The sequence below is a fragment of the Psychromonas antarctica genome (genome assembly GCF_022267535.1).
GTDB lineage: Bacteria > Pseudomonadota > Gammaproteobacteria > Enterobacterales > Psychromonadaceae > Psychromonas > Psychromonas antarctica.
In genome coordinates, this window is record NZ_JAHNZV010000057.1 from 1 (window position 1) to 18,468 (window position 18,468).

At 39.9% G+C, this 18,468-nt stretch carries 13 protein-coding genes and 1 pseudogene; 10 read left to right on the forward strand and 4 right to left on the reverse strand.

What is annotated here, in order from left to right:
• Positions 1-25: 25 nt before the first annotated feature.
• Positions 26-988: a MalM family protein gene (locus tag KSO91_RS11530; protein WP_238743150.1), complete on the reverse strand. Its 963-nt coding sequence runs from the start codon at positions 986-988 to the stop codon at positions 26-28.
• Positions 989-1,712: 724 nt separating this feature from the next.
• Here KSO91_RS11530 and KSO91_RS11535 point away from each other — a divergent pair.
• The 6 genes from KSO91_RS11535 to KSO91_RS11560 all read left to right on the forward strand — a co-directional run bounded on the left by KSO91_RS11535 (position 1,713) and on the right by KSO91_RS11560 (position 10,676).
• Positions 1,713-2,954 (forward strand): DUF711 family protein, encoded by a 1,242-nt coding sequence (locus KSO91_RS11535; RefSeq protein ID WP_238743151.1) that lies wholly within the window; start codon positions 1,713-1,715, stop codon positions 2,952-2,954.
• 287 nt (positions 2,955-3,241) lie between these two features.
• Positions 3,242-5,494 (forward strand): bifunctional 23S rRNA (guanine(2069)-N(7))-methyltransferase RlmK/23S rRNA (guanine(2445)-N(2))-methyltransferase RlmL, encoded by a 2,253-nt coding sequence (gene rlmKL / locus KSO91_RS11540; protein WP_238743152.1) that lies wholly within the window; start codon positions 3,242-3,244, stop codon positions 5,492-5,494.
• 12 nt (positions 5,495-5,506) lie between these two features.
• A complete protein-coding gene (locus tag KSO91_RS11545) occupies positions 5,507-5,740 on the forward strand; it encodes a glutaredoxin family protein (RefSeq protein WP_238743153.1) in 234 nt (77 codons plus the stop codon).
• 16 nt (positions 5,741-5,756) lie between these two features.
• Positions 5,757-7,673 (forward strand): ATP-binding cassette ATPase Uup, encoded by a 1,917-nt coding sequence (gene uup, locus KSO91_RS11550; RefSeq protein WP_238743154.1) that lies wholly within the window; start codon positions 5,757-5,759, stop codon positions 7,671-7,673.
• On the forward strand, positions 7,674-9,491 hold the full coding sequence (locus KSO91_RS11555) for a DUF3466 family protein (RefSeq protein WP_238743155.1): 1,818 nt from the start codon (positions 7,674-7,676) through the stop codon (positions 9,489-9,491).
• Between the two features lie 219 nt (positions 9,492-9,710).
• A complete protein-coding gene (locus tag KSO91_RS11560; RefSeq protein WP_238743156.1) occupies positions 9,711-10,676 on the forward strand; it encodes a PstS family phosphate ABC transporter substrate-binding protein in 966 nt (321 codons plus the stop codon).
• 69 nt (positions 10,677-10,745) lie between these two features.
• Here the strand turns inward: KSO91_RS11560 and KSO91_RS11565 are convergent, their stop codons facing one another.
• Both KSO91_RS11565 and KSO91_RS11570 read right to left on the reverse strand, forming a co-directional pair.
• The gene (locus KSO91_RS11565) at positions 10,746-11,702 is read right to left on the reverse strand and encodes a sensor domain-containing diguanylate cyclase (RefSeq protein ID WP_238743157.1); all 957 of its coding nucleotides are present in this window, start codon (positions 11,700-11,702) and stop codon (positions 10,746-10,748) included.
• The gene (locus tag KSO91_RS11570; RefSeq protein ID WP_238743158.1) at positions 11,702-12,700 is read right to left on the reverse strand and encodes a response regulator; all 999 of its coding nucleotides are present in this window, start codon (positions 12,698-12,700) and stop codon (positions 11,702-11,704) included. Before KSO91_RS11570 ends, KSO91_RS11565 begins: the two co-directional genes overlap by 1 nt.
• 310 nt (positions 12,701-13,010) lie before the next feature.
• Here KSO91_RS11570 and dusC point away from each other — a divergent pair, with 310 nt between their 5' ends.
• From dusC to KSO91_RS11590, 4 genes are all read left to right on the forward strand, one after another.
• Positions 13,011-13,934, forward strand: a complete 924-nt coding sequence (dusC, locus tag KSO91_RS11575) for a tRNA dihydrouridine(16) synthase DusC (protein ID WP_238743159.1) — start codon at positions 13,011-13,013, stop codon at positions 13,932-13,934.
• 165 nt (positions 13,935-14,099) lie between these two features.
• A complete protein-coding gene (apt, locus tag KSO91_RS11580; RefSeq protein ID WP_238743160.1) occupies positions 14,100-14,645 on the forward strand; it encodes an adenine phosphoribosyltransferase in 546 nt (181 codons plus the stop codon).
• 5 nt (positions 14,646-14,650) lie between these two features.
• The gene (gene dnaX / locus KSO91_RS11585; protein ID WP_238743161.1) at positions 14,651-16,864 is read left to right on the forward strand and encodes a DNA polymerase III subunit gamma/tau; all 2,214 of its coding nucleotides are present in this window, start codon (positions 14,651-14,653) and stop codon (positions 16,862-16,864) included.
• Positions 16,865-16,908: 44 nt separating this feature from the next.
• On the forward strand, positions 16,909-17,238 hold the full coding sequence (locus KSO91_RS11590) for a YbaB/EbfC family nucleoid-associated protein (protein ID WP_238743162.1): 330 nt from the start codon (positions 16,909-16,911) through the stop codon (positions 17,236-17,238).
• Positions 17,239-17,422: 184 nt separating this feature from the next.
• On the opposite strand, the pseudogene KSO91_RS11595 reads toward KSO91_RS11590, so the two are convergent.
• Positions 17,423-18,039: pseudogene (locus KSO91_RS11595) on the reverse strand (IS5 family transposase); the annotation flags it as partial.
• Positions 18,040-18,468 lie beyond the last annotated feature (429 nt).

The following is an 18,468-nucleotide window of genomic DNA, read 5'->3' on the forward strand; positions in this document are numbered from 1 at the left end:
GGGGGAGGGGCTGTTAATTATCAGTTTACTTTTGTTGCTTGTTCGCCGCATCAAATAGTGCATCACGGGCTTTGCTTGACCCTGCTCGTTCAGCCTCTACCACAAAACGCAGCGCTTTTTTGTAGTCTCCATCTTCTACCGCTTGTTCAATCAGCGCGATAAACATCGCTTCGCTTTCTGGCTGAATCGCGTTGTTAATAACCTCCTCTGCTGAGACACTCTCTGCCGCTTTCTGTACAGGGACTATTGATTGTGCCTTTTCACTGCTAATAGGCTTCTTGATTACTATCTCTTTTGCAAAGAGCTTACTGCTTGGTCTGTAATCAAAAGCAAGTCTAACAATACCCGTCGCCGTATGTGCTAATGGTTTGTTATTATGTAATTTATAAATAAGATCTTCACGACCAATTTCTGCTGCAGAGGCGTCCGGTAAGGCGAGTATAGTTTTGCCTTGCATTGCACTTTCTGTTGTCAGGATAAGTAAATATTTTGCATGTCTGCCATCTTCAAAAACGGCTGGTAATTCAATATCTGCAAATAGGCGGTCAACATTTAATAAGGAACCACTATCATAAGTAATGCTTTCCTCTCCATAGAGCCGCAAAGGCTTATACTGTGCATCTAATATCAATATTGTGGGCACAAATACGCTTGAGACAATGGGAGAAGATATCGATATTTTAATTGCGCTATCCGATGTCGGTAGGGCAATGCCTTTGACGAACGATTTACCGCTAGTAAAGTTAAAGGCTTCATTTTGTGAGGTGATGACGAAGTCAAATTTACCGGGGTTAGAAATTAGCGAGTAACTAAGCTCACTTAATGAGTCACAGCATAGAATAGCCTGTTCGAGCTCTTGATAGCCAACTGCGGGATTTACTTTTTGTATTTCCTGCGTATCGTTTTTGCCATAATCAATAATCATGCTTTTATTATTACTGCATCCAGTGAGGATGACAGCTAAAGCGATAATGAGCATTCTTTTCATTTTAATTCCTTGCATTAAAGCGGATATAAGTGTGTCTATAAAGAATAAGCGTCCAGTATTATTTAAGCAAGCGCTTACTTTGGCTTCAGCTGCAAACATGTTGAAATATTGATTAGCTTCGCAATACTGCACCTCCACAGATTAATCCAATAACTCATCAAATGATGTCCTGTTATTAAATGCTCTTATATAGTCATCGATCATCTACATTGCCAATGTTTGCTGATTTTACATCTTGAAGTAACATGGGGATAGATAATCGCACAACATGATGACCTTTTGAGCGATTATTTCCCTTAACCTTTGGTGATAAATGTAAATAACCTCAATTCTGGATAAGCTAAACGATACAGTACCGTTATTTACGCGTATTTCTGCGTTAAATCATCTGCCAATAACCAGTTATTGCTGCGATGATTCGCCTTGAACTACGCAAAACTAACAGCACTGTATAATATGTTTTTTAACTTGTTGATATTTAATCTGATTTCGCTTCCATTATCCAGAACTGAGGTTAAATATATTGAGTTGCTACACAGTGCTCGCTTTCGGGTAACCGATAAGGGGCGATTTTCGTTGTTAGAAAGTGTTGATTTATAACTTTGATCATCAATATCGAGGCTAGAATATCATTGTTTATCGTCGAGCTGATTCATGTATATTAGAGTGGTTGGGGGAATTGCGCTTTTACTTGATCCACGGACGAAACGATTAAGAGGAACTTATGAATTATCAGTCTACAACTTTATGTAAATTAAGAACGATCAGCACATTTCTGGTGCTCGATAAAAATCGCCACTGTTGGTCAACCGAAATCCAAAAAGCGGCGGATTTTTGTTTATCGCTGGCAAGTCAATTTACCGAGCAAGGCTATCAGGTGCAATCTATTCGCATTGTTAGCAATGCTTTTGCTGAGTATTTAAATACTCAGGATATCAATACCGCAAAAGCAGATCTGTATTACCTCAGTGAGTTACTCAATACAATCAAATCAGATGGGTTACGTATTCGCTTTGCGATTGGTGAAGCGAAAACTGCCCATGAGATCTCATTATTGCCTGAATTAATTCAATCTTATGGCGACCTTTGTAATGCTTGCGTCAATGTGCCATTAAATGAAGATGGATTATTAGATAACCAACTCATTGAGGAAGCGGCGCGCGCGGTGGTAAAAATTAGTGCTATAACGCCGCGTGGTGAAGGCAATTTTAACTTTACTGTTAATTTTAACTGTCAGCCACTTATTCCCTATTTCCCAGCAAGTTATCATGAAAAAGAACTGGGTAATCAGTATGTGATTGGTTTTGAAACCCCGGATCTCTTAGTGCAGGTACTAAACGATTTCAATCAGAGTAGACGCGTAAATCAGCATCATGAATTTTTTAAGGACTATGAGCAATTGATGAGTGAAGCACTGCAATATCATGTGACCGCTGTTAATAAAATCCGCAATGATTTTGAACAAAAAAACCATCACAACGACTTTACTTTTGCGGGAGTAGACAGCTCTGCAGCGCCCTCAAAAGATTGCGCTAGTATGGTTGAGGTTTATAAACAGATGGGGATTCCTTATTTCGGGGCATCGGGTACAGTGGAAGCTTCGGCGTTATTAACACGCGTATTTAAATCAGTAAAAGAGATGCCATTAGTCGGGTTTTCTGGTTTGATGCTCGCCGTCACTGAAGATAGAGGCCTTGCACAGGGCACTATTGATGGTGATTTTGATATTCGCGCGTTACTTACTTATAGCGCGGTATGTGGAATAGGGTTAGACACGGTGCCCATTCCTGGTGATACCTCGATAGCAAAAATAAGTGCACTAATGCGCGATACGGGCACCATGGCATACCGCTTAAATAAACCTTTAACGGTACGGGTTTTTCCTGTCCCAGGATTAAAAGCGGGAGAGTTAACGGCCTTTGAAAGTGATGACCTGTGTAACTGTGCAGTATTAACGGTGCCTTAGCTATTGTTGATTTTGTATCTGCAAAGAACAGGGGAATAAGCATTTTGACTTACTAAGAATAACTCAACAGACAGTTTCTTCTATGCTGGTTAATCATTTTTATTATTAGCCGCTCTTCGCCAACTGCCAATAATAATGTCGCTATATCGACCTGTTTTCGCAGTCTAAAAAGAGCGCTTTATTCTCTACCTATTGATTTGTGTAGCATTGCGCTGGCGCTCGCATTTCCGTGTGGTTCGGGTATAATACGCGCTGTTTTATTCCCCCTATTATTGTTGAGAGTCATTATGTTAAGTTACTTTATCCCGACCGCTAAAGGTTTAGCGCCATTGCTTGAAGTTGAGCTTAAAGAGATGGGTATTGAAAATACCAAGCAGTTAAACGGTGGTGTGACTTTTGATGGCACCTTAGAGCAGGGTTATAAAGTCTGCTTATGGTCGCGTTTTGCCTCTCGTGTGTTATTAAAATTGAGCGAATTCAAGGTACTCGATTCACTGGATCTCTATTTAGGCTGTAGCAATATTCCTTGGGAAGAACATTTTGATGTTACCAGCACTTTCTCTATTGATTTTTCTGGCAGTAACGATGAAATTCGTAATACACAATTTGGCGCATTAAAAATTAAAGATGCCATTGTGGATCGCTTTCGTAAAAAATTTGATGATCGTCCCAATGTCGAAAAACGCGATGCCGATATCCGTTTTAATGGCCGTTTATGGAAAGATAAAGCCACTATTTTTTTAGATCTCTCTGGATCTCCCTTACATCTGCGTGGCTACCGTACTATTGCTGGTGAAGCGCCGATGCGTGAAACCTTAGCGGCGGGTATTGTTAAGCGCAGTGGCTGGCAGGGGGAAGCGTTATTAGATCCTATGTGTGGCTCTGGTACTATCGTGATTGAAGCGGCAATGATGGCGCTCAATATTGCACCGGGCTCATTGCGTCAGACTTTCGGTTTTGAAAAGTGGAAAAAACATGATGATGAATGTTGGAAAACTTTAAAAACCGCTGCTCAGGTGTACGCTAAACGTGCGGTAAATCAATGTGAAAGCCGTTTTTATGGATCTGATTTAAGCAAAGAGATGATTGAAATTGCGCGTCAAAACGCGCAGCGTGCAGGGGTTGCTGAGCTCATTGAATTTTCTGTTGCAGATGCGAAAAAAGTATTACCGCCAGCAGAGCTGGAAACTGGGATGATGATCACTAACCCGCCATACGGTGAGCGCCTAGGCGGATTCAGCGATACTGTAGCACTCTATACTGAACTGGGTTTTCATTTTAAAGATGCTTTTGCCGGTTGGAATTTGTCGATGTTCGCGATGGATACTGAACTGCTTAGCTGTTTGGGTATGCGCGCGGGTAAAAGCTTTAAGTTCTTTAATGGGCCAATTGAATGTGTACTGAAAAACTACCGTATTTCACCAAAACGTAATCAAGAAAAAGTCGAAGAGCCTTTACCGGTTAGTACATCTCCTTCTGAAAACCCAGAGCGTCTTAACCCTTGGACAATGGGACGGGCGGGCGATAAGCTTATCCCTGAGGTTAACGTTAACAGCGAATCAGATGTGCTTTTAAAAGAAATGAAACAGATTAAACCGGCTATTTATTCTGAAGCATTTGCTAACCGTTTAAGTAAAAATATGGGCAAGCTAGAAAAGTGGGCTAAACGTGAAAACATTCAATGTTATCGACTCTATGATGCTGATTTACCTGAATATAATGTATCAATTGACCGCTACGGTGAGTATATTATTATTCGCGAATATCGTGCGCCCAAAGAGATTGATTCGGGTAAAGTACGCCGCCGTTTCTTAGATATCGTATCAACGGTACGTTATATGTTGAATCTTTCTGACGACAAGTTAGTGATTAAGGTACGTGAGCGTCAAAAAGTGCGCCAGCAGCCCGAAAGTACTAAAAAGCAGACCTTAGTGATACACGAAGGGCAGGCTAAATTTTTAGTTAATCTGCAAGACAACCTCGATACTGGGCTTTATTTAGATCATCGTATAACACGTTCACGTATTGCTAATATGGCGCAAGGTAAAGACTTTTTGAATCTATTTTGTCATACCGCGGCCGCATCTGTACATGCTGTACTCGGTGGGGCTAAATCCACTACTAATGTGGATATGTCTAAAACTTATTTGGATTGGGCTGAAGAAAATTACGCGGAAAATGGTATTAAAGGCGTACATGAGTTTATTCAACAGGACTGCATTAAATGGTTGCAGCATGCGCACCAGATGTTTGATCTGATTTTTATCGATCCGCCTACTTTTTCAAAATCTAAACGTATGGCTGATGTGTTTGATATACAAGATGATCATATCGCACTCTTAACCTCTGCAAATGAACGTCTAAATGCCAATGGTGAGATTGTCTTTACTAATAACAAGCGGGGTTTTAAGTTAGATATCGACGCCATTAAAGGACTCGGTTTTTATGTCAAAGAGATCAGTCAGTCATCTATTCCTGAAGACTTCAAACGTAATAGCAAAATCCATCAGTGTTGGATTCTAAGCAAGCATGATAAGTAATAAAAAGCAGATATGACAAGTAATAAAAATCTAGTGTTATATTTTACTGATGGGTGTCATCTATGTGATGATGCCGTCAAGCTATTACAACAAACAACAGCTCCTTATTCAAAAATCGATATTGTTCACGATCAACAGTTAGTGGATTTATACGGTTACTTGATCCCTGTGATAGAAGATGGGCATGGGAATACAATCAGCTGGCCCTTCAACACTGAGCAGTTGAACGACTTTATTCATACCTAATAAAAAGAGTATTTACGTGGCATTATTAACATTACATAACGCAGAACTGGCTTTCGGTGATAGCGCATTATTAAATAAATCGAACTTAGTAATAGAACCTAATGAACGTGTTTGTCTGGTCGGCCGAAACGGTGCAGGTAAATCAACGTTATTAAAAGTGTTAGACGGTCGTATTCAACTAGATGACGGTACTCTGTTGATTAATAACGACGTCACAATAGCGCGCTTAGAACAAGATCCCCCTACGGCAAATACCATGAGCGCTTATGACTTTGTTGCATCCGGAATGGAAAATGCGGGGGAAGTCTTAAAAGATTATCATCACCAATTACATGTTATTGCAGAAGACTGCAGCGAAAAACAGTTAAACAAATTACAGAGACTGCAAGAGCAGATAGATCAGTTAGATGCATGGCAATTAGACAGTAAAATTAATCAGATATTAGATCGTTTAGCGATCGATCCGGATACCACCTTAGATCAGTTATCTGGTGGCTGGTTACGTAAGGTCGCGCTGGCTAAAGCATTGGTTAATGATCCGGATCTACTCTTACTGGATGAGCCGACCAACCATTTAGATGTTGGTACCATTGAGTGGTTAGAGCAGTTCTTACTGAGTTTTCAGGGAGCCATTGTCTTTATCAGTCATGACCGTGAATTTATCCGCCGTTTATCAACGCGCATTATTGATATTGACCGTGGAAATTTAAGTTCTTGGCCAGGCGGTTATGATGATTATCTGATCGCTAAAGAGGAGGCATTACGTGTTGAAGAAGAGCAGAATTCTGAATTTGACCGTAAGTTAGCTATTGAAGAAAAATGGATACGCCAAGGCATTAAAGCACGCCGTACCCGTAATGAAGGTCGTGTTCGCGAGCTTAAATCATTGCGCAATGAACGCGCTGAACGTCAAAATGTGCAGGGTAAAGCCAAAATCAATATTGACGTTGCTAGCCGTTCAGGAAAAATTATCTTTGAAGCCGAAAACCTCACTTATAGTTATGACGACTTAGCTATTGTACGGGACTTTTCAACGACCATTATGCGTGGGGATAAAATTGCCTTAGTCGGTCGTAACGGCTGTGGTAAGAGTACTTTACTTAAATTGTTTTTAAATACATTACAGCCCGATGCCGGCATAATTAAATGTGGCACCAAACTTGAAGTTGCTTACTTTGATCAATACCGCGATACATTAGATCCCGAAAAGTCAGTGATGGACAATCTTGCTGAAGGTAAACAGGAAGTAGAAGTTAACGGTTTAAAACGTCATGTTCTCGGTTACCTTCAGGATTTCCTATTCCATCCTGTGCGTGCGCGTACCCCTGTAAAAGCATTATCTGGCGGTGAAAAGAATCGTCTCTTATTGGCTAAGATATTTTTAAAACCAAACAATTTACTGATCCTCGATGAACCTACCAATGATCTTGATGTCGAAACCCTGGAATTATTAGAAGAGCTACTTGCCAATTATCAGGGAACACTGTTACTGGTCAGCCATGACCGTAGTTTTGTTGATAATACAGTGACGCATACTTGGTTCTTTGATGGTAATGGCCACATTGCTCAATTTGTTGGCGGTTATAGCGATGCCGTACGCCATAAAACGCAAAGCGAAGCTGCTCATCAGCCTGTTATTAGCGATGCTCAAGCGCCGATAAAAAAAGAAAAGGTAGCAGTAAAAGCAACCGCAAAGAAAAAGTTATCATACAAACTGCAGTTAGAGCTTGATGGTTTACCACGAGTATTAGAAGAGTTAGAGGCAAAAGTGGAAACGCTTCAGGAAACGATTAATACACCTGCATTTTTTAATAAAGAGAAAAAAGAAGCCGATGCCTTTTTAGCTGAGCTTGCCAGTGCAGAAGAACAATTAGAGACAGCGTTTATGCGTTGGGAAGCCTTAGAGGAATTACAAAATGGGGAAAATAGTTAAATGAAATGTACAATATCCTTAGCGAGTGTGGTTTTGCTATTAGCAAATAATAGCTGGGCAGAGCAACTACCTTATTATGCAGTTGAAGAGATTAATGTGACTGCCGAAGGAGCCAACTACGGGCCTTTCCCTTCCGCTATTTCTGATGATGGTGAATTTATTGGCACCTATTCAATGAAAGCTGCATTACCGACAAATATCGATCTTGCGTTACCCTTTACGTTTAATCGGCCCTGTCAGTATGATTCTATTATTTGTGATCTTGAGTTCTATGGCTCAGAAACACAAGGGGATCTAAATTATGAAAATGGCTATCAAGCATGGCGCAATGCACAAACCAATGCGGCCAGTGGTTATAGCAGCTACTTCATGGGCAACACATTATTAAAGGGAAGCGATTCATATCAGGTGCAAATACCTTATGAGCTTAGTTACGCAGATCGCGATGTCAAAGTGACCGATGTAACTGATCCGATTGCCAGTGAACGCTTTGTGGTGGGATACTCCTCTGCCCCATATGAAAATGGTGTGCGCGAGTTTGTTCGCCGTGCTTTTATAAAAACTGAAAATGGAACGGCCGTTTCGTTAATGCCTGATTTTGATAGTAATGGCGGTTTAACAAGCGCCTACAAGCTAAAAAAAGTGGGTGATAAAACGTTGGTGGTAGGGAGCTCAAGTATCTCTTATCCAGATAGCGACGCGGACTATTTCAATGATTGTTTTGCTAGCGAAAATAGTGATCAAATCAGTACGCTTAATGATCTTGTTTATTGTCCTGGTTTTGACACTCAGGCATGGGCCTGGGATGTCACAGATATCGTTAATAATGGTGATATCAATGACCTAACCGGCTATCCTCTTGCAACTCATTGGCTTGGTGATTCCCCCGAAAAAGCGAGTGGTTATAATGCCACCCATTACGGAAACTTGACCTTTAGCGCGAGCGCATTTGATATTAATAGTTCAGGTGTGGCAGTAGGCGCTTCTACATTTGAATACAGTAACAGTAAAATTGGTGGCCACCAACGTGCGATCATTATGGTGCCATTAGACACCGGAGAATATGGTAAACCGACAGTCATTTCATCTGCCACTGCGGATATTGGTAGTACCAGTGAACAGGAAAGTGGTATTTATAACACTTGGGCGCAAGCTATCAATGACAGTAATATTGTGGTTGGGAATCGCGAATACGCTATTGCTAAAGGGCGTAATAAACCGTTTGAGTTTTTCCTTTACGATATCAATAGTGCAGACATCCAATTACCATTATTAAATAAAAAAGTACTCACCACTCGGCAACGTCTAGCGGGCGAGAGTGGCTTTAAAACGGGGGCAAATAGTCTCGCCTATGATATTAATAAAGATGGTTTTGTGGTTGGTGAGGTGGATGATTATGATCAAACTGATCCCGCTTACCTTGCTAGCCCGCGTAATCAATCGGCCTTTTTATATGATAAGACAAGTGACGCCAGCTGGTTAATTAATGATTTAATCTGCATGGAAACGGACGGGGTTGTGACCTCACCTTATTATCGTATTCGCAGTGCAAGTGTCATTAATGATAACGGTACAGTATTAGCAGAAGGGTACAAATATGACAATGCTGATGATTACAAAAACAAGGTAAATGCGATACAAGTGGCTTTAAAGCTAACACGAAATGAGCAGATAACGGATCCAAATTCTAGTCCCAACTGTTGGCAATCTGAGTTGTTAAATACACCAGAAGATTCCTATGAGCGCTCTGGTGCAGCAAGCTTCTGGTTGTGGATTTTTGCTTTCCCACTTCTATTAGTACGACGTTTTTGTAAATAAACAATGCTTTTAAATGGTCTAAGCTTGTTATGAACATTTCATAACAAGCTTTTTTTTTGCATTTATAATTACGATCATTCATGAGCGGTGTCATTAAAGTGTCATATTAATAGCGCATATTAGCGTCATCGCCATGGAGGCGTAACTATTTATCTATTGAAACTTAATAAATAGATACTAATTATAAACTAATCAACCATGATAATAATGGAGTTTTGCATGAAACTTAAAACGTTAGCAACAGCAGTTACATTAAGCGCGGCTTCGCTATTCTCTGTTGCAGCTTCTGCGGCAGATGCGACATTACCGACGTATACAAAAGTAAGTGGTATTTCAGGGAACCTCTCCTCTGTTGGTTCTGATACCTTAGCAAACATGATGACATTTTGGGCAGAGGAGTTTAAACGCCAATATCCTAGTATCAACATCCAAATTCAAGCAGCTGGCTCTTCAACTGCTCCACCCGCTTTAACGGAAGGTACTTCTCAGTTCGGTCCAATGAGCCGTGAAATGAAGTCAAAAGAGATCGAAGCGTTTGAACAACATTATGGTTATAAACCAACTGTTGTGCGTGTTGCTATTGATGCACTCGCTGTCTTTGTAAACAAAGATAATCCAATTGAAGGATTAACGATTAAACAAGTAGATTCTATTTTTTCTGCAACACACAAATGTGGCGGCAAAGATGTCACTCGTTGGTCTGATGTTGGTTTAACCGGTGATTGGGCAAATAAGGATATGCAGTTATTTGGACGTAATTCAGTTTCTGGTACATACGGTTACTTTAAATCAAAAGCATTGTGTAAAGGTGATTTTAAAAACTCAGTTAATGAGCAACCGGGTTCAGCTTCAGTTGTACAATCTGTAGCATCATCTTTAAATTCAATCGGTTATTCAGGTATTGGGTATAAAGTGGCTGGTGTTAAAGCGGTTGCTCTTTCAAAGAAAGGTGGCTCTTTTGTTGAAGCGACTATGGATAATGCGTTGACTGGAAAATATCCTCTTTCACGTTTCTTATATGTTTATGTAAACAAGCATCCAAACAAACCATTGTCACCATTACAAACAGAATTCTTAAAAATGATTTTGTCACAACAGGGACAAGCGATAGTTAAAAAAGATGGTTATATCCCATTACCAGCAGCGATTGTTAATAAAGAGTTGGCTAAATTAGGCTTAAATTAACGTTGAAATTTAGGGCTTATAAAAACAGCGCTTATAAAGCGCTGTTTTTTTATGTCAGCAAAATAAAAACTAATGGTCACTTATACCAATCTGATTTCGGCCCGAATCTTTAGCGATATATAAACCTAAATCAGCTGTTTTTATCCACGTTTTATAATCAGGTATATTGCCTGTGATCTGAGCAACACCCAAACTTATGGTTACTTTTACCAGTTTATCTAAATAATAAAAGTCATACTCCTCAACAGCGATACGAATACGCTCAGCAACTAATTGTGCATTTTTCAAGTCTGTATCGACAAGGATTAACGTAAATTCTTCACCACCATAACGGCCGGCAATATCTGTTTCACGCATATTCTTACGTAAACAATTTGCCACTTCACGAATGACTTCATCCCCAAAGGGGTGTCCATAGGTATCATTAACTTTTTTGAAAAAATCAATATCGAGCATAATTAATGAGGAAGGTTGCTGTGTGCGAGTGTGGCGTTTATATTCTCGGAAGCAACACTCACGCCAGTGTCCTTGGTTATTTAATTGTGTCAGCGTATCTGTATGGCTGAGGTTTTCTAATTTTTTATTGGCTTCCTGAAAAGCTTGTTTATTTAAAGCCACATCGGTGACATCGTAAATAATCATACAAATCTGTGTCACTTTACCCGTAATATCTGTTAAAGGTAAAAAAGTGACATTTTGGTACATAAACGCTGCTTTACTGGTAATAGGGCGATAGCTTTTGAATTTAAAAACAAACGGGCGCTGTTCCCAAGTGGTAAAGGCTTTATTTTTTAATAAATAAACGCTGTTTATTTTCTGCTGTAGCCATGCTTTCGGAATGTCTTCAAACAGTTCATTTAATTTCCGATCCACAATATGCCGCGCTAATAGGCCCGAATGATTTTCCATGAAACCATTCCAAACTTTAACTTTCATATCAAGATCGATGATAACCAGCCCAACATCGATATTTTGAATCATATCGATAAGCCAATGAATATCTTTAAGTTCAATATTATTACTCATTAATCTAACAGGTATCCTATTTTATTGGTGAGGGTGTCAATTGAATCTTCAGTAAATAAAAGTAACAAATCACATTTAATGTTTTGATTTTCAATGCGATAGTTGACCTCAATGGCGAGCGTTTTTTGCCAATAGGCTTGTCTGTCTTGAATCAGATCATTAACATGACAGTGCTGTCCAAGCACATTAGGTTGGCCTTGGCTGAAGTGGATATCAAGTTGCTGTGCTAAGCCATTTAAAAATGCGCCAATAAGGATGTTTGAGATATCATTCATCACCTCAACTTCAAGAAGATCATCAATTTTTTCTTGGTAGTTAAGCAATTTCGCCATATCTTTGAAGCTGGAATCATGGAAAATAATCAGTGCTTCGCCACTAATACCTGCGCTGATGAAGCCTTGACTAACAGCCGAGACATTAGCATCGTTGGCAATAGACGTTAATGCCATGTGCAATTCACTGATCTCTAACGTGTTGACGTTAGGAATAGGTAATAATACAAACACATCAAGCAAACGCGCCAGCAGATCGCCCGCTTTACCCATCGCTATATTTGCAACTTCTTGCAAGGCATCGCGTAAACTGACGTTTTCTATATTTCCGCTATCTTCTATTGCACTGTTGCTACCCGCTTTATAGATACCGTAAGAAGCTAATAAGTTAATTAATACTGTTTGATTAATCGGTTTTTGAATAAAATCAATGGCACCTAATGCGCGTACTTTTTTGTGTGCTTCGGGCTGAATATCACCAGAAACAACAATGACTAATGCGGGAAGGTCTTCTTTACAAATTGTTTCTAATACCTGATACCCGTCCATCACTGGCATATTAAGATCTAAAAAAACAACATCGCCTTTGCCCTGTCTAATCGCTTCAAGACCTAATATACCATTTTCAGCAAAACTAATGTTGATATCCCAATCGTTGGGTAATGAGCGCGCAATAGCCTTGCGTGCAAGCGCTGAATCGTCACAAATTAACACGGGTAATGACATAATATTCCTAACATAACTATTTTGCTTTGGCTTGAAAAATAGAGCAAGTATAACATTCTATACAGATTATTTATGTTGCAATAATAAATGACTAACGGTGTTGAGTGTTATCGATTTTTATTATAAAAGAGAGCTTGTCGTGGGGAAAATAGAAAAATGTGAGCTGTACTGCTAGATCTTGATGTTTTCAGAGTAACTAAGATTTACTTGCCCTGTGGACTGCAAATCTTCTTATTGGATTGTTTAAACAAAAGGTATACTAGATCCGATAATGGCGGTTGCGCTTGGCGTTTAGAGATTGGAGAAGTTTTTGAGAGTTGTATTAGCACCTATGGAAGGTGTGGCTGACGCTTTTATGCGTAAGCTACTGACTGATATTGGTGGTTATGATTTATGTGTCAGCGAGTTTATTCGTATCGTAGATCAATTATTACCACGAAAAGTGTATCATAGAATGTGTCCTGAATTGCGCAATGATAGTAAAACTGCATCGGGCACGCCCATTCGGGTACAGTTACTTGGCCAAGATCCGCAATGGATGGCTGAAAATGCTTACCGCGCTGTTTCCATGGGATCACGAGGATTAGATCTGAATTTCGGATGTCCTGCGCGAACGGTCAATAAAAATTTGGGAGGTGCTTCTTTGTTACGCGATCCTGAATCTATCTACCAAATTGTAAAAGCGGTACGCGGTGCGGTCCCGGATGATCAAATTTTATCTGCTAAAATCAGACTCGGTTGGGACTGTAAAAGCCAATGTGTTGAAATTGCACAAGCTATCTGCGCGGCGGGAGCCAAAGAACTTACCGTTCACGCTCGTACCAAGGAAGAGGGGTATAAGCCGCCTGCACATTGGCAATATATCAAGCTCATTAAAGAGTCAGTTGATATCCCGGTTATCGCTAATGGTGAAATATGGAGTAAAGAGGATTACTTGAAGTGTAAAGCGGCCAGTGGCTGTGATGACGTGATGCTGGGACGTGGCGCTCTAGCGATTCCGAACCTCGCTCTGGTATTAAAAGGCGATAATAAAATGGCTTGGGCTGAAGTAAAAGAATTGTTTGTTAAATACAGCGAATTTGAAACATGGGGCTCTAAAGAGAAATATTATCCACAACGGATAAAACAGTGGTTAAGATATATTGCAATGCAGTATATTGAATGTGAAGCACTCTTTATGCGGGTCAGATCGATTAAGCGGACTAAGGATATTATTGCGCTTTTATCTGAGTAAAGGAAGCATCATAATTTAGACGAGTTGTTTACTCGTAGTGCCTCTTATCAAACACTATTTTATATTTTTTTATTGTGCAGATAGGAATATATAAGAGAACGACTTGCAGATCACTAAGCAACTAATTACCCTTAACCATTATTTTATCAAGAAGAGCAATAGCGGATGAAACCAAGTACGCAACAACTGATCAAAAACAGCATAAAAAGTATTCCAGATTATCCTATCCCAGGTATCATCTTTCGAGATATCACCACTTTAATTGCAAATGGCGCCGCATTTTCTGCAACCATCAACTTACTTATTGAACGTTATAAAGATAAAAAGATAGATAAAGTTGTCGGCACGGAAGCGCGAGGTTTTATTTTTGGCGCACCTTTAGCCGCTGCAATAGGTGCTGGCTTTGTGCCTGTACGCAAACCAGGTAAACTGCCTCGTGACACCATTAAAGAAAATTATCTACTTGAATATGGAACGGATACATTACATATTCACCTCGATGCGATTAAGCCGGGTGAAAGGGTTGTGTTAGTTGATGATTTATTAGCCACAGGCGGAACCGCTGAGGCGTCCGTTAGATTAATTCAGCGTTCCCGTGGAATAGTCATTGAATCTGTCTTTGTGATTGAATTACCTGCATTAAATGGTGGCAAAAAATTAACCGCATTAGATGTGCCGTATTTTTCATTAGTTAAATTTGAAGGTGAGTAATTTTAGTGAGCTATCAAGTTTTAGCGCGTAAGTGGCGCCCTCGTAACTTCCAAGAAGTGGTTGGCCAACAACATGTCGTCACTGCTTTATCGAATGGTTTGGCACAAAATAGAGTGCATCATGCTTATCTGTTTAGTGGTACGCGAGGTGTTGGCAAAACGACCATTGCACGTATTCTGGCAAAAAGCTTGAACTGTGAGCAAGGCGTAACTGCAACGCCTTGTGGTCAATGCGGCCATTGTCAGGCAATTGATCAAGGCCGGTTTGTTGATCTGCTTGAAATTGATGCGGCATCCCGTACCAAAGTCGATGATACGCGTGAAATGCTCGATAATGTTCAATATAAACCCGCTCAGGGGCGTTATAAAGTTTATCTTATTGATGAAGTGCATATGCTTTCCAAGCATAGTTTTAATGCCTTGTTGAAAACCTTAGAAGAGCCGCCTGAGTACGTTAAATTTTTACTTGCGACAACTGATCCGCAAAAATTGCCGGTCACCGTATTATCTCGCTGTTTGCAATTTCATTTAAAAGCGATTCTTCCCGAGGAAATTGAGAAACAGCTTGTCTTTATCCTTCAACATGAACACGCGACATTTGACCATGCCGCGCTTTCTGTTATTGCAAAAGCGGCTGATGGTAGCATCCGTGATGCACTGAGTTTGACTGATCAGGCATTGGCTTTTGGCGCTGGACATATTGATTATCAGTCAGTATTAAAAATGCTCGGTACTATTGATAGCAGCCATCTCACCTATTTACTGCATTTTATTGTTTCTGGTAATGTTGAAAAAGTCTTCCAGAAAATACAAGAATTTGTCCATTTAGGTGCTGATTTTGCCAAGCTACATCAAGGATTAGCCAGTTTGTGCCATCAGATAGCGTTGTTACAAATGCGCAATAAAAGCACGGCTTCTGAAAAAAACACTCTCCAGCTACTGGCTGAGCGGTTAACTCCTGAAGAGGTGCAACTCTATTATCAGATAGCCCTGCAGGGCTACAAAGATTATGCTTTTGCGCCGAATGGTAAAATCGCATTAGAGATGACCGTGATGCGTCTGTTGGCATTCAAACCCGCTAATTATATCGCCTTAGATGAAAGTTTATTAAAATCTACTGCGTTAACGCCGAGTCGTTCTACCTCTGTCGCAGATACTTCAATGACCGTTGATCCTGCAGTGGCTGATAATCTAAGGGAGCCTGATGTCCCTCAATCGGTCGAAGTGTTACCTACCGATCAGGTTGCAACGGTGGAAACGCTTAAACAGAATGAGGCCTCTGTTGAGAGTGTGCCGGCATTAAGTTCACAAAAAAAAGAGTGCGCTAGTGCAGACGCAAATGCTGATTTAGCCGTTACTCATGAACAATCAGTTAAAGAAGTTACGCACTCTCGTAATATGCTGCGTAGCCATAGATTAAAGCGAGAAGAGGCAAAAAAGTCACAGGCGACAATAGGTAACCAAAACACTGAGCAGATTGTCGCGCCACAAATAGTATCGGAAAAAGTAACTAGCTCTGAGCTTGAAAGCACTTCTATTACTTCTATTACAACTGTTGCAGACAATAGTTGTGAAGAACAGCCATTGCCTTTGAGTTATGAGGAGTCATTACCAACAGTTGCAAACGATTGGTCGGATACGACGAATATCGAGCTTACAGACTTTGATGATGTAGACGCTGCGCATTCTTTTATGCCAGAGCGCGTTACAACAGCGCTTCCTGTTTCTACACAAAATACGCCTTATTCCGCGGGTGAAGCGCCAGTAAATGAGCAAGATTTTTTCACTAATGAGTCACTTGATTTACCGGCCATCGATATTGGTCAATATGTTGAAGATAAGTTAACCGATCCCTGGTCTGTGCTTATTCAACAGATGCAGTTAGTGGGACTGGTCAAGTTATTAGCGAAAAATAGCGTGATGAAACAGCGCAATCAGCAGATTATATTAACCCTAAAAATAGAGCAGCAACATCTACTTAATAACAATGGGTTATGCGAGCAATTACAGGCTAAATTAAAAACTCATTATGGCGATCAAATGAGTGTTTATATTGAAGTCGGAGAGGATGAGGAACTTACGCCGATTGAATGTGAGCAACGTCTCTATCAGCAATATTTGGATAATGCGAAACGGGCGATTAAAGAAGATAAAAATATTCAAACTTGGGTGCGTGATTATGGTGCAAAGATCTATGAAAATAGCATCATACCGTTATAATTAGAGATATCCTTAAAGTAATGTAATTAAAGAAGAGAGTGACTATGTTTAATAAAGCTGGAATGGGTGATTTAATGAAAAAAGCCCAAGAGATGCAAGAAAATATGCAAAAAGCGCAAGCGGAGATAGCCAATACAGAAGTGGTAGGGGAATCAGGAGCCGGTCTGGTTAAAGTGACTTTATTGGGTAACCACAATGTACGTAGAGTAGATATTGATCCGAGTTTAATGGATGATGACAAAGCGATGCTTGAAGATCTTATCGCAGCTGCTTTCAATGATGCTGTGCGTCGTGTAGAAGAGATCAATAAAAGCAAAATGAGCGGATTAACTGGCGGGATGGAGTTGCCCCCTGGCTTCAAAATGCCATTTTAGTCATATTTCCCTTTAAAAGCTAACTGCAATTTTAGCTTAGTTGGCAAAGGGAAAATAGGAGGAATCCTATTAATTGAATACATATTAAGGGTAAATCAAGGCCCTTTTTTATTGACTTATCTCACTCGTTATCTGTTCATTTATACGTGTTAAAATGAATGTGGTATTAGGGGCTGTTGATCTTTCACATTGGCAGCCAAATCATTGAGCATGCTAATGCCTGCATACTTTCAAAATGAATTTTTAACTTATAGTATCGTGGGGCTATAGCTCTAAAGTGCTTTAGCCTTGCAAAGGAATTTTCGATTAAGTGCCTGTATTTGTACAAGCACGAATCTATATCTGCATTACCTGTTTTTGAATTTTTTCTTTCTTGGTATCACTGTCATAACCTTTATCTGCAATGATCAAATCAGCTTGAGGTAATAAATCAATCAGTTCATTAGCTGCTTTACTATCATGAACTTCACCCCCTGTAAGAATAAATTTAATGGGTAAACCATAACTATCTACCAGTAAATGAATTTTACTTGTATTACCGCCTCGATTTAGTCCAATTCCCTGCGGTTCCTCAGACGCAGCTCCGGTACCATGCTGGTGAGCCTTGACATAACTGCCATCAATAAACTCCCAATCAGTGTCGGTATCAGAGGGTAATGACTTGAATAACCTCATTAAAATTCCTTTTGTTGGGCAACGGAGGAAGGGACGATAAATCCTATTCCATAAGGCAAAGCATTCGGGCAAATCACCCCACGGACAACCTACACGTAAGCGATAGAGAATACCTTTCTCTTCATTGCACATAATTTAAACAAAGATCACCAGCTCCTAGTTAAAAGCATTTTAATCCCCCTAAATTATTTGTTATTGGCAAGCGTCAATATTTATCATGCATGGAAAACCAGTATTACCGTCAAACTTTCTTTAAATTTAATTTTTATGATTAGAAATTAAATTATTTCGATTATCGTTTCGGTTTGTTAATAACGAAAGTATTATGCTGCCGTCAAAAGTTTATGGCTGAAGTTTAGCTTTGGAATTCGTAATTTATGATTGGATTGATAGAGGGCGGATGCTGGCTTGAAGATATTTTGGATAGGGGCTTTGTTCGTTACGCAATACATTGATTAAAAAATGTAAAAACCTAAAGATGTAATCTTGAATTCCACTGAGATGTTTGTAACAGCATCGCGCTTATTGTTGATTTAAATTTCAACCCGATAGACC

Bases quoted from the DNA above. Each gene is read 5' to 3' on its own strand.
- KSO91_RS11555 (WP_238743155.1), top strand. From the start codon at position 7,674: ATGAAATGTACAATATCCTTAGCGAGTGTGGTTTTGCTATTAGCAAAT.
- apt (WP_238743160.1), top strand. From the start codon at position 14,100: ATGAAACCAAGTACGCAACAACTGATCAAAAACAGCATAAAAAGTATT.
- KSO91_RS11570 (WP_238743158.1), bottom strand. From the start codon at position 12,700: ATGTCATTACCCGTGTTAATTTGTGACGATTCAGCGCTTGCACGCAAG.
- KSO91_RS11565 (WP_238743157.1), bottom strand. From the start codon at position 11,702: ATGAGTAATAATATTGAACTTAAAGATATTCATTGGCTTATCGATATG.
- KSO91_RS11545 (WP_238743153.1), top strand. From the start codon at position 5,507: ATGACAAGTAATAAAAATCTAGTGTTATATTTTACTGATGGGTGTCAT.
- KSO91_RS11590 (WP_238743162.1), top strand. From the start codon at position 16,909: ATGTTTAATAAAGCTGGAATGGGTGATTTAATGAAAAAAGCCCAAGAG.
- KSO91_RS11530 (WP_238743150.1), bottom strand. From the start codon at position 988: ATGAAAAGAATGCTCATTATCGCTTTAGCTGTCATCCTCACTGGATGC.
- rlmKL (WP_238743152.1), top strand. From the start codon at position 3,242: ATGTTAAGTTACTTTATCCCGACCGCTAAAGGTTTAGCGCCATTGCTT.
- KSO91_RS11560 (WP_238743156.1), top strand. From the start codon at position 9,711: ATGAAACTTAAAACGTTAGCAACAGCAGTTACATTAAGCGCGGCTTCG.
- KSO91_RS11535 (WP_238743151.1), top strand. From the start codon at position 1,713: ATGAATTATCAGTCTACAACTTTATGTAAATTAAGAACGATCAGCACA.